This is a genomic window from Novosphingobium sp. (genome assembly GCF_019748365.1).
GTDB lineage: Bacteria > Pseudomonadota > Alphaproteobacteria > Sphingomonadales > Sphingomonadaceae > Novosphingobium.
Genome location: NZ_JAIEPN010000164.1, coordinates 1 through 15,811 on the forward strand (window position 1 = coordinate 1; position 15,811 = coordinate 15,811).

Consider the following 15,811-nt stretch of genomic DNA (forward strand, 5'->3'; position numbering starts at 1 on the left):
CCGAACTTCTGACCGAAGCCGAGCGGCGCATGGAGGCCTTCCATGGCGGGGCCTGACACCTGGTCCGACCGCGCTCGGCCGGGCAAGCTGCAGCACCATTCGGCGCGCGGGACCATGCCGCGCAATGCCGGTGATTTCACCCGCGGTTCGCAGCTGATCACCCATGAATTCCTGATGTGGTTTGCCTCCGCGCGCCTGCCTTTCATGGTTTGGTTTTTCACCTTCCTCCTCGTGCTCTCGGTCGCGCTCGCGCTGCGTCTCCAGAGCCAAGAAGTGCAGATGATTCTCATGCGGATTTACGCCGCCGGATGGGGGTTCATGGAGTTCAATCCCGGCAAGGTCATCAACCTCACCCTGCCCTCTGGCGAAGTGATCCAGGCGCCGATTTCGATGGTCGCCTCACACCCCGATGTTGCCATCGCCTGGAACCGGATGATGCGCGCGGTCTGGGGCTCGCTGTTCATCTCGCTGTTCCTCGCCGTACCGCTCGCCATCTGGTTCGTCGACTTCTCGAAGCGGCGCGGCAAGTCGATCCTCGAAGAACGTCACCAGCGCGGTGCAATGCTGGTCGACGGCGCAGAGCTGGCAGGCGTCATCAATGCCCACAACCGGGCTGCGCTCGAACAGGAAATCGCCGAGCGGCTTCCCGACATGAGCTTCGACGAGGTCATGGCGATGCCACTTGCCCCGCGCAAAGCGGCCGGCATTCACCACGCCTATTCGCTCGCCGGGGTCGCCTTCCCCTGGCGTACCGAACAGTCGCACACGATGATGATTGGCTCGACCGGGACCGGCAAGACCACCCAGATGCGCGCGCTGATTGCCCAGATGCGTATGCGCCGCGATCGCGCCGTCGTCTTCGACCTCACCGGTGCCTACGTCGAGGCGTTCTACAATCCCCAGACCGACGTGATCCTCAACCCGATGGATGAGCGTTGCCCATCCTGGTCGGTGTTCGGCGAGGCGAAGAACCATGCCGATTTTACCGGTATCGCCGCTGCCCTGCTTCCGGCCGATGGCGGCGGGGCCGAGCCGTTCTGGATGCTCGCTGCGCGCACGCTGTTTGTCGAGACCTGCATCAAGCTCATCAAGGATGGCCAGGCGACCAACCAGGCGCTCGCCAGCCGGCTGATGATGGCGGACCTCAAGGAGGTCCACAAGATGCTCGAAAACACCGTCGCCGATCCCCTGACTGCGCCCGAAGCGGCCAAGATGGCAGAGTCGATCCGGGCCGTGTTCAACACCAATGCCCAGGCGCTGCGCTTCCTGCCTGAGGGCAAGGAGCCCTTTTCGATTCAAACGTGGATCCGCAACGATGACAAGCCGGGCAGCATCCTGTTCATCACCTCCTCGCACAACGAACTCGTCCTCAACCGCGCCCTGCTCTCGCTCTGGATGAACCTGGCAGTGCACACGCTGATGCGCCTGCCGCGCACGCGCTCGTTGCGCACCTGGTTCTTCTTCGACGAGGTCCATGCGCTGCACCGCCTGCCTGCAATCGAGGACGGCTTGCAGACCGCACGGGGATTCGGGGGAGCCTTCGTTCTCGGCATCCATTCCTTCGCCAAATTGTCGGAGACCTACGGCAAGGAAGGCGCGCAGAACCTCTCTTCGCTGGCGCGCACCAAGCTCATTCTGGCCGCCGCCGATCGCGACACAGCCGAGCATTGTTCGGACTACATCGGCCACCGCGAGGTGCGCATGATGGATGAGGCCTACAGCTACGGCTATTCCAACATCCGCGATGCGGCGACAATTACCCCCCGCTCGGAAGTCCAGCCTCTGGTGCTCCCCGATGACATCATGAAGCTGCCCTCGCTGCGCGGGTTCCTGGTATTCCCCGAGGGCTTCGATGCCGCGCGGATCAAGCTCACCTACAAGGACTACCCGGCGGTCGCCGAAGGCTACATCCTGCGCGAGAATGTCGAGCCAATCGAGTTCGCGAAGCCCGCCAGCGACGACGATGCAGACGAAGAAGGTGGTGGCCGAGAGACCAAGGACGAGCTCGAGCCCAAAGTCGAACTCGACCGCGATGAGGATATGCCGAGGCCGCCAACGCCTGCGCCGCAGGCGGATGTTGCGGCACCTCCTGCCGGATCCATGCCAGGCGACAGCCCGCTCGCCGCAGGCAGTCTCGGCAACACGATGATATTCCGTCCCGGCGGTTCGCCAATCGATGTGCAGGCGCAAACCCGCGACGCCGAAAGTACAACCAAGCCTGAGCCAAGCGCACAGGCCAAGACTGCTGGACAGCGCGCCAGTCAGACCGCGCGCGAGCTTGGCGAAGCGCTCGAACCGGAGAGCAGGATTGAACGCTCCGCAGGCGGCCCTAATGGCCCCGAGGTGCAAGGTCCCGGCCTCGCTGACGGCCCGGATGATGGAATGGAGATGTAGCCCATGCACTCCATTGCAGCAGTGCGGTCTTCGAGCGGCGCCGCCGACTATTTCGCAAACGACAACTACTACACGGCTGAAGAGAATGCGGAAGCCGGGGTCTGGGCTGGCGAGGGTGCGCGCGATCTGGGACTGGCGGGTCCGGTCGAGAGGGATGCGTTCGAGGCGATCTTGAACGGACACCTGCCAGATGGCGATAAAGTCGGGCAGGTCGAGGGGCGCCGCCTAGGCCTCGATCTTACCTTTTCGATGCCCAAGTCTGCCTCGATCCTGGCCCTGGTCTCGGGCGACCGGCGGATTCTGGATGCGCACCTGGCCGCGGTGCGTTCGACCATGGCGCAGCTTGTCGAAAAGCAGTTCGCCGAGGCCCGCAATTACGAACGCAGCCGCAATGGCGAGCCCGAGCGGACCGGCAATCTCGTCTATGCTCTCTTTGCCCATGACACGAGCCGCGCGCTCGATCCGCAAGGCCATATCCATGCCGTGGTCGCCAACCTCACCCGCGATCTCAAGGGCAACTGGAAGGCACTGTGGAACGGTGAGATCTGGAAGAACAATACGACGATCGGCCAGTTCTACCATGCAGCCTTCCGTGCCCAGTTGCAGAAGCTCGGCTACGAGACCGAGGCCGCCGGCAAGCACGGCGCTTTCGAAATCAAGGGCGTGCCGGGCGAGGTCATCAAGGCGTTTTCAACCCGCGCTGCCGAGATCGAGGCCAAGATCGCCGAAACCGGTGCCACCACTCTGGCGACCAAGAAGCAGATCACGCTCTATACCCGCGATCCCAAACTTGTGGTCGAAGATCGCACCGCGCTGGTCGAGGGCTGGAAGACCCGCGCCGCCGAACTGGGCTTCGACGGCAAGCCGCTCGTCGCCGAGGCCATGGCGCGGGTACAGCACCAGGCCAGGCCATCGCTCCGGGAAACTGCCTCTCAGGCCTTCGCCGAGATCGCGGAGCGGATCAGTGCGGCCATGCGTCCACCGAGCGCGCTGGCTGTCAGCGGGACGGCCGCACTCTTCCTCCCCGCTGAAACCATCAAGGCCCAGCACGCGACCGCGTCCGCTATCCGGCACCTTTCCGAGCGGGAAGCAGCATTTTCACCCCATGCCATCCTGGAGAGCGCACTCGGATTTCAGATCAAGGGCCTCGAGGGTGAGGCCGTGGTCACGCGGATCGGTGAACTTGTCCGGGACGGCCGCCTCATTCCTGGCAAGTCTGAACGCGCCGACGGTCACTACGACTTGGTGACGACGCCTGAGGCGCTGGCGCGAGAACAGCAGATATTGGTCCGCCTGGATGCCGGTGCCGGTCAGGGCCGCGCTTTCATGGCACTTGACCTCGCCATGGCCCGGCTTCAGGAGGCCGCTCGCGAACTCGGGCTCGAGCGGGCCGGCGTCGATAGCTGGCAGTTGAACGAAGGTCAGCTAGCCGCCGGCGTTGCGATCCTTTCGGGCACCGACCGGTTCCTCAACATCCAGGGCGTTGCGGGCGCCGGCAAATCGACCCTGCTTGGAGCGCTGGACAAGGTGCTTGGCGCAGAAGGCGTCAAGCTGATCGGCCTCGCCTTTCAGAACAAGATGGTCGCCGATCTGCGCGGCGGTGCTTCGGGGACGATGTCGGTCGAGCAGATGAAGGAAGCCGGGATCGAGGCCTGGACCATCGCCGGTTTCATCAACATGCATGGTTCGGCGGCAGCCCAGGGATCTGGCGAGCGCTTCGAAGCCTCCAAAGCAGCGCTGCGCAATACCGTCATCATCACCGACGAGTCCTCGATGGTCTCTTCGCGCGACATGCTGCGGCTCACCGCAATTGCCGAGCAACTTGATGTCGCCAAGGCGCCGTTCATGGGCGACCGCCAGCAATTGTCGGCGATCGAGCAAGGCAAGATGTTCGCGGTCTCGCAGGCCGCTGGCCAGGCGACCGTGCGGATGGACGAGAACATCCGTCAGAGGAATTCGCCGCTCCTGCTGGCGGTTGCGGGGCTCTCGAACGAAGGCCATGCCAGCCTCGCGCTTGATCTTCTGGCGGCGCACGGCCGGGTGATCGAGGCGGGTCAGCACCACGTAGCGCGGGCCGCCGAGCTCTGGCTGTCGCTGAGTCCGGAGAAGCGCGAGGCGACGGCAATTTTCACCGCCGGGCGCGACGACCGGACCCAGATCAATAGCCTCGTACAGCAAGGGCTTCTCCAGGAAGGCGCGCTGGGGGGCGAAGGCATCGCGCTTACAACGCTCCAGAGCGCCAATGTCAGCCGCGAGGAACTGCGCTTTGCCTCAACCTACCGGCGCGGCCAGGTCCTCGAGGCGCGGATGGATGTGCGCGAGATTGGCCTCTCGCGCGGTGAATATGCCATTATCGACATTCGCAAGGACGGCAAGGTCACGCTCGAGAAGAGCGGCAAACGCCTGAGTTTCGATCCCGACCGGATCGACCCAGACCACAAGTTCGACCGGCTCGGACTCTATGACCAGAAGTCCATCCGGATCCATGACGGCGACACGGTGTTCTGGCGTGACAAGGATGCCGGCCGCGACATTGCCAAGTCGACTTACGCGCGGGTGATCGAGGCAAAGCCTGACGCGGTCACGGTCGAACTTGCCGACAAGCGGCAGCTTACCCTGCCCGTGGGTGACCCCATGCTGCGCCGTCTCGATCTTGGCTACGCGCTCAATGCCCACATGGCGCAGGGCATGACCAAGGCACATGCAATCGAGGTGATCTCGTCTTCCCAGCGCAACCTTGCGACCCAGCGGACGCAGAATGTCCTCAATACCCGCGCCACCGATGACATGCATGTTGTCACCGATGATCTCGGGGCCCTCAAGTTCCAGCTCGACCGCACACCGGGCAACAAGACTTCCGCGCTTGAGGTAACCGGCAAGGTCGAAGTCGATGCCGGATACACCAATCCCATCGAAACCCGCCAGGTTCCCGAATTGCGCATGAGCCCGGAGCTCAGGGCCAAGCTCGATGTGGTGCTGGGTCCGGTGCCAGAGGCGCCGGGGCGGCAGCTTCCCGTTCCCGAAAAGTCGCTGGGACTCGACCTGTGAGGCGCCGGACCATCCCCGCCTTCACCAAGGAGCGCGCCACCCGGCTGTTCGATGGCTGTCAGGCCACGCTCATCTGGCTTGCGGTGCTCGCCTTCGCTGCGCCCGGGTCCGATGTTCAGGCGGTTGCGGTCTGGGCGATGGTCGCGGTCGCGCTCGCCGCTGCATTCGTCGCGCTCTGCCCGTCATCACCGGACGGACTGGCCGAAATCGCCGCTTCGAACCCTGTCCCAGCAAATGCGCCCGGCCCTGCCAATCCAGAAGAGGACCAGACGGATGTCCTATGACCATCAGGAAATCGGCGAATTCGCCAATGAGAGGGACGCTCAGGACTGGGCGGAACGAAACAACCTCGATGTCCGCGACCTCCACTACCGCAGTCGCGGCAGTCGGGGCGTTACCCTGAGCGTGCGCCGGTCGGCGCTCGGGGACTCTGCAACCAGCGACCTCTCATACGGCCGCCGGACCGGCTTTTTCTGAAACCAGGAGACCACCCATGAAACTGAAATACCTGTTGTTCGCGCTTCTTGCCGCAGGTGCCCAGCCTTCGCTCGCTGCCGAGCCGGCAGTCGGCCTTGGCGAGAGTGTGATTGAGTCTGCCGCCGCAGTCACTGCGGTCCGTAGGCAGGAGCTGCAGCGCGTCGCCGATGCCCTGACCGCCGAAGCCAGTGCGAAAGCAGCCGTGAATATGCGAGATGCAGTCGAGGCGATCAAGGCGCGGATCAAGGCAATGAAGCGGCCCTCCCCTGCTGCCGAGCAGCCGGATTGTGCCGATTGTCCCGACAAGGGCGCTGTCCGTCATCTCCATTCTGCCAGCGAAGCGTCTGCGGCCGACTGCATTCACTGCATCGACCGGCAGGCCTCCGTCTGACCAGAAGGCGCGGTCCGGGCCGCCTCCCACCGGGCCGCGCCGAACTGGATGCACAGAGGCCACATGGAGAAGTGGGTCGTGAAGCGATACGTCTACATGCTCGAACCGTCCGATCGGGTCGAGCTCAACGATGATGATGTGGGCAGTAGCGACGATCGCGCGCTCGATTGTCTGGCCGACAGGGAGTTTCTTGCCGCAGCGTTACTGTGCTTGAAGCCCCGCGAAGAGCGGCTGATTCGGCTGCGCTATGGCATCGGCGGTATTGGGGAGCATACCTATCGGGAAATCGGTAATGAACTCGGCACGACCGTTGAGCATGCCCGGCAAATTCACCTGAAATCGCTGCGTAAGCTCCGCTGGCATGCAAAAAGGTTCGACCCTGCGAGGATGGCCAAGGCGCAGCCGCAGTATACAGTACCTCCCTTTCCGCACAGTCCGGCCCTCGAGCAAACTGCAAAGAGACGTTCGCGAACTCCTTGCGTTCCTAGCCGACAGCGTGCTCCCGAACGTTCCTCATCCGATTTCGAAGCGAGACCCACGGCACAGCGGCGCGCAAGCCCTCTCGCCCGTAAACGCGAGATCGCACCCGATGTACGGCCCCGCCGCAATTCGCGGTTTTCGGAATGGATGCTGTTCTGGCTTGCCGGCTGCTACCTGATAGCGCTCGCTTTCGATTCTACCCTGGCCTTCAATCTGGCGAAGGTGGCAGGTGGCGGTTCTGCACTCCTGCTTCATTTCATCGCGGCGTATGTCGGCCTCATGATCAATGCCCTTGTGATCTTTGAGATAGAGAACTCCCGCGATTGGCCCTGCTCGCCGATGAGTCAGCCGTGGCTGACGCGGATATTTGGCGTGCTTATAGTCCTGGCCGTTGTTGGCGTGTTGGGTCCTTCCCAGCAGTTCTTTCGTGGCATGATTGCCGAAACGCCCGATCGGTTCAGAAGCCCGACGCCGACGATCATTCTGGTCTTTTCGGCAGCCATTCTGCTCATCGGCCCCCGATGCCTTGTCGGGATATGGAAGCAGGGAAGGAGTGCATGAGAGCCGTGCTGCACCAGTATGGCCCAGAGGCTACTGGGCAATTTTCAGCTGGTAAGCTAGGGGCATTGCCGCAGTCACAGTCCTTCAATTCTTTCTCGAATGTCACAATTATCAAAGCGTCTAACTGATGAACCAGACACGCAAACGCCCTGCCAGTTCCTTTGCTGGCTCGATTGAACGTGGACCGCGCGGGCCGATCCTGCGCGACGACGCAGGTGTCAGCTAGCGAATTGGATTTGCCGATGGCACTGTGCCTGACAACGTGGATGGCCAGGTGCGCATTCGCGGTCGTGTCGTCGATATCGACCGGATCGAGGTCGACTACATCGAATTGCAGAATGACGCCTGAAAGCTGGACTTGGGTCGGATATCGGTTGGTCCCGGATCAGCCTGCGGCCAATTCCGTGCATGCTTCCAATAGGGCCTCCCAATCTTCGGGAGGATTGCCTTTGTCGAGCATGGATTTGAAAACGGCGTAGGCATCGCTCTTTGAGCCATAGGTGCGCAGCGTGTTGCTGTCGTTGACCCAGGCGAAGATGATGATCTTTGCGGCAGTCGAGTAGCGGAAGAACAGCCGGAACCGGCCATTTCCGAACTTTGCCCGGAACCAGTGCTTGCGCTCCCGGCCCAGGGTGCCGCCTTGCCGGAACTCAGGACGTGAGGGATCGACGGGGATCACCTCGAAAACCAGCTTGCGTATTGCGGCAAGCAATTTGGCGTCGGCGCTGGATGTATAGGCAATCGGGTCTTTTCCGCGGGCGCGCTCACTGGCGCTCGTCAGCTTCTCGAGCTGAGCGAGAAACAGTGGATGCGCGTAAAGTGTCCAACCGTTGACCGTGATCACGTGAGCAAGCCCCCGGTCGTTGCTCAAAGCGAGACGTTACCGTCGATCGGGTCATCGAGATCGACTGGAATATTTGCGGTCAGCGCAGCAATGCGGGCGGCAAGATCGGGCGAAAGCGCCTTCACAGCCTCAGGGTGCTGTTTCAGATCGGCAGCCAAAAAGTTCAGGAAGCTCTCGACTGCCGGATCCTCATCGCTATCCGCACGGCAAACGGTCACGCCGCCATCGCTCACGCGAAAGGCAATGCGGCCGCCGTAATCGACGCCAAGTGCCTGACGCACCGCCTTGGGGATCGTCGTCTGTCCCTTCGCGGTGATGGTGCTGATTTCCTCGAGCGCGATTGCCATGATACTCTCCATGCGACAGTCAAAAGGTAAGGAATAATTCTTACATTGTCAAGTCGCGAGCTCGGCAGCCTAGAGGCCGCCGGGATGGCAATCGCCGCAATATATGCGGAGAATAGCGCACTCAATCACCGCACGCGCCTGAGATCGCGTTATAACCGTCACCAGATCCGGCGCTCTGCGCCGAGGAGTACGGGGGGTGCGAAATGGGCGGCGGGGGCTCACCCTTTTTCCTGGCACATCATTGAAAAATCGGCCCGATCAGGGTATCGATTGCCAGAGCAAGGAGCCCCACCATGGACCACGATCGATACGGACTGGATGGGCAACCTATTTATCCGCGTCCCGGGCATTTCGATCACGTTACCGGTCAACAGCTGCCGACTTTTCGCGGCGAAGGTCAGGCTGGGCGCAGCCCCCTTACTATGACGCTGGCGGTCTTTATGGTCATAGCAGGTGCAGCGCTCGCATATATGGCGAATGTCTTCGGCTAGATTTACTCTCAGCTTGAGCGCTTCGCGACATGCAGATGGTCCCGAGCCGGATTGTCGGGGAACCGCTCAAAGTCCACAGCATATGATGAGCCGAGGCGTTGCTGCACGCGCTCTGCCCATTGCTCGCCCTGCTCGTCCGAAATGTTGTTCCCACGAAAGTCCAGCGCACGGTTCGCATAGTGCGCGGACCCAGCCACATGCTGGGTACTGTCATTGCCCGACGTGACAATGGGCCTAGGCAGGCCGAGCGCCGTTGCTTCCTCAGCTACCACTCCCATTGCTGGAACGAGATCGCCATCCATGCGACTGAGCCGTGCGCCATTCTTCACACCAAGTCCGAGTTCGCGCGCTAGTCTCGCTCCATCGACCGGTCCGTCGGGAGCCTTCAGAAGCGTTCCTCCTTCCAAGGGGGAAGTTACGAGAGCCGACGAGCTGCCAGAAGGTGGCAGTGCAACACTGCCTGGCATGCCTAGCTCGGCATTGCTGCCAAGCGCACCCTTGCCAGCAATATCGGCTACGTCCGCCAGTTCGTCGATACGCCGATTGCGCAGATCACTCATCAGGTCATCCATGATGTAGCTGATGGCCTGATCGCGCCTTGCGAGATCGCGGTAGTCGAGGCGCGGGTTCGAGATATCGGGAAGATGCCATTCAGGATGTTCACCTTGCAGGGCCTCGTAGCGATCCTGGATCAGGTTCGACATGTCGCTCGACACCTGGAATCCATGACTCTCCGCGTAGCTGGCTTCGGACATCATCCTGCCGCCAATCTCGCGGTAGCGCGCCGCAGCCGCGCGCCTCTCCTCGGCCTCGGCAACGCGCCAGTCGGTGCCATCGGTCGTTGTCCGGGACTGGCTGGCGTCAGTATAGTTCGAGTTCTGGCTGAATGTGCCCGACGATTGCACATCGCCGCTGCTGCCACTGACGACGACCCGGCTGCCCACATCCTCGGACTTGTCCGTCCCGCGCGTGACCTGGTTGGTGGCGGAGCGCTCGGTGTTTGCGCTCGCATTGTCTCCGGTCTCCTTTCGGCCCGACAGTGCAGCTGACATCGAGGCAGACACACCACTCCCGATGGCACCTTCAAGCGGCGTTCCGATTGTGCCTGTGCCCGTAAGCGACGCACTGGTGCCGAAGGTCCTCGCCGAAAAGTTCCCACTGGAACGACTGTTGCCCTGCCGCAGGATCAGATCGTCATTCGTCACTTCGCGCGTTGACTTGCCCGACGAGCCCTCGACCAGGACATTGCCGCCGACATTATGCGTGTCTGAAGAACGCGACCCGCGCTCGCTGCGCGAACCGGTTACTTCACTGCTGGCGGCGACCGCACTGCCGAAAGTCCCGCGCGAACTACTCCAAGTCGCCGAGGTGCCGTTCTCTATGCGCTCGGCCTCGTTCATGTACCACTGGCCCTGGTTCCTGAGATCGCTGGCGTAGCCGCGCGTCATCGACGCCTTGAACGGCAGCTGCGAGATGGCGCCGCTGCTGTCGATCACCGTGTGGCCCTCGCCGTACTGATGGTACATGCGGCCATCATCGCCCCGGAATCCTGAATGGGCGGCCCCGGCCATGAGGTTGGGCGCCTGGTTCCACTGCGTCATCTGGCGGTTGTTCGCATTGAGATTGCCATGGCTGACATCACCGAAGGCATAGTTGCCAGTGGTTCGTTCGAGCGCAGCCGCGTCGGCCGATCCCTGCGCGGGGGCGAGCATCGAGCCCATGTTGGATGCGACCGACATCGTGCCACGCATCACCATGAGCGCAAGCACCGGCACCGACATCATCAGGAACCCCGCCATGGTGGCGACGTCCTGATTGACGGCATCGATCCCGGCCCAGTTCACGAGGCTCACCCCGCCCGCAGCGGCCGCATTGGTCTGCGCAGCAAGGCGGTCCATGATGAACATGTGAATGAGGACGTAGATCGGTCCCCAGGCGGCAAGGTAGAAGAACCCGGCAAAATAGCCCTTGAGCGTCGCGATGCCGCTGCGCGGAAACAGCAGCAGCGGGAAAACGATCGGAAACAGCGCGTAGAACACCACCGTCAGCACCACGTTCAGCACCGGGATCCAGATCAGCCCCTGCTCGGCCGCAGTCGTCATCGCATTGCGGGTCTGGGCGTCGGCACGCTGGAGCGCGAAGGAATCGCTGTCGGCATTGCCGAAGTCGAGCTGGGCGGCTTCGAAGGCATCGACCATGCTCTTCTGCTTGAAGAACTGGTTCCGGGTCATGGCGCTGCCGGTGAGTAGCTGCGAGACCACCGGCACATCGGCGGCGAGTTTGGCCCCGGCGGCGGCCTGGGTGAGCTTGGGGTACATCGAATGCGCGAAAGGCAGCGCATAGGCATTGATCTCGGTATCCCACTGCGCATCGATCAGGCCCCAAGCCTCGGCGCAGGTCTTGCCCTCGATATCGACCGTCCCGCCCCCGGTATCGGTCAGATACTTCATGCCGCGATTGGTGGCGGCACCCACCCCAAGATCGGCCCAGAGATCGGTCGACTCGCTGAGCAGCTTCAAGCTCTTGGTGCCGAGCAGGATGTCGTAATAAGCGCACTGCTTGAGGTAGCCGTCGAGGTTGGCCTTGAACACGGGATTGCGGATCTCGAAGCCGCGCACCTTGTCCCACATCCGCGCGCCGTAGACGAAGCCGCCATTGGAATAGTTCAAGGCCGCCGGCATGACGAAGACCGTTTCGGCAGTGCGGGTGAAATAGTCGCTCACCTGGCTGGTGAACGATGCCATGACGCCGAGCCCGATCGGCACATTAGCGACAGTTGCGGGCGCGAGGCCCGGATTGATGCGGTCGGTGACCTTTATCGTGACCGTCGGCACCATGAGCACGAGGTAGATCAGCGTCGACTGGATGAACCAGCGGAACCAGGCGCGCCAATCGAGGTCCATCGCGGTGATGAGGAGCGCGTAGATCAACCCCATCACCATGACGACCCGGATCAGCGACTTGAACCCGCCCGAACCGGTCCAGGCGGCGATGGCGTTGAAGGTATTGACGAGATAGTCGCCGCCGCCGACCGTGAAAACCTCGAGCATGCGCCAGCGCCCCTTACTGGACCTGTTGGTTCAAGGTGCGCGAGAAGCGCAGCGCCGCCGACATCTGCGGGCTCAATTGCGTGCGCAGGGTCTTCTCCAGCATTTGCGTGCGCTGGATCAGCGCGAAGGTCTGGTCGAAGCGGTCTGAGGTTCGCGCCGCGATCCCGAGAAAGTTGCGCCGGGTTTCGTAAAGACCCTCGCGCCATTCGCGTAAAGAGTCTGCGTCCGCCCCGTTGAAGTCGGACCTCGAATTGATTGCCATGTCGATGAACCGCATGGTCATGGTGGTGACCAGATCGACCGCGACGATTTCGGAAAGGTCGTTGATCTCCTGGGCAGAGATCCCGAATTCGGCGGCCGCGCTCACGGTGATGATCTTGTAGACCGGCACACTCGCCATACCGAGCAGCTGGACCTCGCCCGTCGTCAGCGAGGCTCCGGGGTCGCGCACCTTGAGGGCCATGGACTCGATGAGCGCGCGCACCTTAGTCTTGATCGCCGCGTTGGGCCCGATCACCATGTCGATCTCGCTGGGGCCCATGCACTTGGTGGTATCCGAGCCGCAGCTCCAGACCTTGTGCGGCGTCGATGACGTGCCATCGAGCATGGCACTGATTAGCGCGCTATCGGCCGGGCCGATGAACTGGACGCGCGGTTTGCCGCCAGTACCATTGGGGTCGTAGATCACCGTGCCGACCAGCGTCATCAGGAACTCGCGGAACTGGGCATCGAACCCGCCGTATTTCTTGCCCAAAGCCTCCCAGGTATAGTTGTTGGGCATGCCCGCCTGTTCGCGCATGTCTGGGTCGGAATTGGCGCCCTTCAGGGCCTCGCGCTGGCCGCCGTTATTGCATTGCTGGCGCGCCTTGGCCCAGTCGGCGACCGCGCCCTGGCTGTTGGCGATCGCTTCGCAGATCACCGAGGAGGCGGTGTCGGAAGTTGGCCATAGCCCACCCACCAGCGCCTGCGCGGTCTCGCAGCTCGAAATGTTCATCTGGTTCATCTGCTGCACCTTCTGGGCGAGCTCATCCATGACCTTGCCGATCTCGGGTGAGATCGTGTCGATGGCGAGCTTGAAGGCGAAGCCGAGCGCGTTGTTGGCGGTGGCCTTGAGCATGGCCACAAGTTCGGCGGTGTTGATGAACGAGAACGAGCCGGCGAACAGGTCGATGCCGCCGCAGCCGGCGCGTGCATGCGGCAACTGGATGTTGAAGGGCTGGATGTTCTTTTGCGGAAACCGCGACCAGACCGCCCCGCCCGAATAATAGCCCGCTGACTGGCCCTGGTAGGCGCTGGGGCCCGTGACGTTCCCCTGCACGCCCATCTCGGACATGAAGTTCTGCATCTCGCCCTCGACCCCGGCGAGTGCCGGGGCCGGCGAGGCGAGCACGATCGCGCCAGCTAGCAGTGTCCCGAGCACCCGCGCCGAGACGCCGGCAAACCGGGTCCGAAGCTTCATTGCGCTGCGGCGGAAGGAACGGGATTTGCTCATCAGTAGTCACTCCCGGCGGCAACCTGGGTCAGCTGGAACACCCGGTCCATGATCTCGTCCTGGCTGAGGATGCCGTAGCCAATCGGCATGGGCTGCTTGGTCACGCTGTCGAACAGGACGAGCGCGGGCACTTGCCGGTCGGTGCCCATGCCAAGGCGCTCGTATTGGCCGCTATCGACCATGTAGCCGGGGAAGACCGCCGAAGGTCCGCCGTCCATCGAGACGGCGAGCACCGAGAGCCCGTATTTGTCGCTGACGGCTTTGAGGATCGGCGAGAAGATGTCGCAGGCCCCGCAGCTCGAGGCGTAGAAGTAGAACACCCCGTAGCGCTGCGAGAGCTGGGCCATGACCAGGTCGCGGTCGCCCTTGCGCTGGTCAATCCAGGCGCGCTTGCCGAGCGTCGAGACCGGGCGCTGCAATGTGTAGTCGAGCCCTGGATCCTGCCACAGTGCGCGCTGCCAGACGTCGGCGAACATCGAGGAACGATCGAGCTGCTCGCGCTGGAAGCGGACATAGGCAGTGACGTTCTCGGGGCTCGGCTCGAGGATCGCGCGCGCTTTCAGCTCCTCGAGACTGGAGCTGATCGCGGCCAAACGATCCCGCGCGGACGCTTGCGGTACGGCAGTGGTCCGCGGCGTCTCCTTCGGCTTTTCGCAGTAGAACCAGGTGCCGAGCCTGCGCTCTTTGCAGTAAAGCGCGTCCTCTTGCCTTTCGACTTCGACGCCGTCGCCATCCGCGGCAATGGCTGCAGGGATAAGGGGTGCGACAGGCGCCGCCAGCAAAGCCGCCAGCGCGGCGAACGTACCTCTACTCATGGAGATCTCCTCACGGCTTGTGCGCGGCGTAATAGTCCGCGATTTTCTGCTGGATCTGGACAAGGGCGGCGGCTTCGTCGGGGAGTTTCGCGGCCTCCATGAAGTCGGCGTAGACCTCGGAAAAATCCATCGCGGCAAGATCGAGCTGCTGGAACTCGAAGATCGAGAAGCCTTCGCAGGTCTCGGTCTTGGGCTTGCCCCAGGGCTTGCCGATCTGCGGGCGGCCCTGCTCCTGGAGGATGCGGCTGATCTTCGACTGGAAGCAGCAGTAGACGTCCTTCTTGGTGACGCAGATGCCAAGGAAACTCGATGAGCAATAGGTGCCGACCTTGTGGCAAAGCCCGGCGTCGTCCTTCTCGTCGAGCAGCTTCTCGGCAGCATCGCACAGCCACGGCGTCAGCAGCGGTACGCCCTTGCCCGAGCAGCAGTTCGAAAGTCCGAAGACCTTGTGCGAGCAGCTTTCGCGCGTGCCGCGAAACAGGGTGAGCGCGGCTTCATCGAACTCGGCATTGGCCTGGCCGAGCGCGTTCAGGGCAACGACGGCATCCTTGAATTCGTCGGAGGCCTCGCGCTCCACGGCCTCGCATTCGCCGTTCACGCAGTAGACGTCGCCGCCGCAGATATACTGTGCGGGCTCCTGGACCGTTCCCGGGATCGGACAGGTGTAGACGCGCTCGATCACGTCGCAGGCACCATCGCTGCGCGGCGGATCGTCGAGGCAGATTTCGCGGGTTTGCGAGCAGCCTGCCGTGGCCTCGAGCGTCCCGCAATCGTTACCGCCGCCGACCACGGTCTGGCATTGGTAGGTCTTGGTCATTTCCCAGCAGGGCCGGGTGACTGCCACGCCGCTGATGACCCGCGTCTCGTTTACCGCAGTGCATTGCTCGCTGGCATAGGTGCACGAGCCAAGGTCGATGGCGCAGGCGTTGTCAGTCCAGGTCTCGACGAACCATTTCGAGATCGAGCTTTCCGCCGTCATCCCCGCAACATTTGCGGTGCAGACGTAGACTTCCTCGGGCACGGCGGGCTCAAGGCAATAGAGCGAGCCGCCGCCGAAAGGATCCCCTATGAAGTCCCAGGTCTTGCAAAGTGAGCGCTCAGCTAGGCCAGCTGCGGTGGCGCTGGTGGCCGTGCAACTGGCATTCGAGCCAATCGACCCGCATTGCTGGAGGCCAGTCAGGTATTGCAGCGGCGTGCCGGTGATGGGATCGAAGGTCAGGGCAGCAGCGATCCCCTCGCGGTTGCAGCGATAGACATTGCTCACGACCTGAAATGCGCCCGCAGGCGGCGGTTTAGGCAGCGTGCCCATGAGGTAGGCGCCCGGATCGCTGACCGGGCTGTCGCAGTCGTAATAGATCCTATGCAGGCCGGATCGGCTATGCCGTTGTTCCGTCAAACCTCACGGAGAACGCTACATGGAG

At 62.7% G+C, this 15,811-nt stretch carries 12 protein-coding genes and 1 pseudogene; 7 read left to right on the forward strand and 6 right to left on the reverse strand.

Translation table 11 applies throughout. From position 1 onward, the window contains the following. Positions 1-42 precede the first annotated feature (42 nt). From K5Q19_RS17975 to K5Q19_RS18000, 6 genes are all read left to right on the forward strand, one after another. Positions 43-2,394, forward strand: coding sequence for a type IV secretion system DNA-binding domain-containing protein (locus tag K5Q19_RS17975; protein ID WP_292948115.1), 2,352 nt, complete (start codon positions 43-45; stop codon positions 2,392-2,394). Between the two features lie 3 nt (positions 2,395-2,397). Next, a complete protein-coding gene (mobF, locus tag K5Q19_RS17980; RefSeq protein ID WP_292948117.1) occupies positions 2,398-5,442 on the forward strand; it encodes a MobF family relaxase in 3,045 nt (1,014 codons plus the stop codon). After that, positions 5,439-5,726 carry a hypothetical protein gene (locus tag K5Q19_RS17985; RefSeq protein ID WP_292948119.1) on the forward strand — a complete coding sequence of 96 codons (288 nt, stop codon included), beginning with the start codon at positions 5,439-5,441 and terminating at the stop codon, positions 5,724-5,726. The genes mobF and K5Q19_RS17985 overlap by 4 nt, the downstream gene beginning before the upstream one ends. Beyond that, a complete protein-coding gene (locus tag K5Q19_RS17990; RefSeq protein ID WP_292948121.1) occupies positions 5,716-5,919 on the forward strand; it encodes a hypothetical protein in 204 nt (67 codons plus the stop codon). Before K5Q19_RS17985 ends, K5Q19_RS17990 begins: the two co-directional genes overlap by 11 nt. Before the next feature lie 16 nt (positions 5,920-5,935). After that, positions 5,936-6,310, forward strand: coding sequence for a hypothetical protein (locus tag K5Q19_RS17995; RefSeq protein ID WP_292948123.1), 375 nt, complete (start codon positions 5,936-5,938; stop codon positions 6,308-6,310). Between the two features lie 63 nt (positions 6,311-6,373). Then, a complete protein-coding gene (locus K5Q19_RS18000) occupies positions 6,374-7,351 on the forward strand; it encodes a sigma factor-like helix-turn-helix DNA-binding protein (protein ID WP_292948125.1) in 978 nt (325 codons plus the stop codon). A gap of 385 nt (positions 7,352-7,736) precedes the next feature. Here K5Q19_RS18000 and K5Q19_RS18005 read toward each other — a convergent pair whose 3' ends face one another. Together K5Q19_RS18005 and K5Q19_RS18010 are read right to left on the reverse strand one after the other, a co-directional pair. Next, the gene (locus K5Q19_RS18005; RefSeq protein ID WP_292948136.1) at positions 7,737-8,192 is read right to left on the reverse strand and encodes a type II toxin-antitoxin system YhaV family toxin; all 456 of its coding nucleotides are present in this window, start codon (positions 8,190-8,192) and stop codon (positions 7,737-7,739) included. A gap of 26 nt (positions 8,193-8,218) precedes the next feature. Next, the gene (locus tag K5Q19_RS18010; RefSeq protein ID WP_292948127.1) at positions 8,219-8,542 is read right to left on the reverse strand and encodes a type II toxin-antitoxin system PrlF family antitoxin; all 324 of its coding nucleotides are present in this window, start codon (positions 8,540-8,542) and stop codon (positions 8,219-8,221) included. 293 nt (positions 8,543-8,835) lie between these two features. Between K5Q19_RS18010 and K5Q19_RS18015 the strand changes: the two genes are divergently transcribed. Next, complete coding sequence (locus tag K5Q19_RS18015) at positions 8,836-9,033, forward strand: hypothetical protein (RefSeq protein WP_026149891.1); 198 nt, start codon at positions 8,836-8,838, stop codon at positions 9,031-9,033. 8 nt (positions 9,034-9,041) lie between these two features. Here the strand turns inward: K5Q19_RS18015 and K5Q19_RS18020 are convergent, their stop codons facing one another. The 4 genes and pseudogenes from K5Q19_RS18020 to K5Q19_RS18035 all read right to left on the reverse strand — a co-directional run. Continuing rightward, a complete protein-coding gene (locus K5Q19_RS18020) occupies positions 9,042-12,083 on the reverse strand; it encodes a conjugal transfer protein TraG N-terminal domain-containing protein (RefSeq protein ID WP_292948131.1) in 3,042 nt (1,013 codons plus the stop codon). 13 nt (positions 12,084-12,096) lie between these two features. Continuing rightward, positions 12,097-13,575: a conjugal transfer protein TraH gene (locus K5Q19_RS18025; RefSeq protein ID WP_202187995.1), complete on the reverse strand. Its 1,479-nt coding sequence runs from the start codon at positions 13,573-13,575 to the stop codon at positions 12,097-12,099. Next, complete coding sequence (gene traF / locus K5Q19_RS18030; protein ID WP_066213993.1) at positions 13,575-14,390, reverse strand: conjugal transfer protein TraF; 816 nt, start codon at positions 14,388-14,390, stop codon at positions 13,575-13,577. The genes K5Q19_RS18025 and traF overlap by 1 nt, the downstream gene beginning before the upstream one ends. A 10-nt stretch (positions 14,391-14,400) precedes the next feature. After that, positions 14,401-15,744 (reverse strand): annotated as a pseudogene (locus tag K5Q19_RS18035) (conjugal transfer protein TraN); the annotation flags it as partial. Positions 15,745-15,811 lie beyond the last annotated feature (67 nt).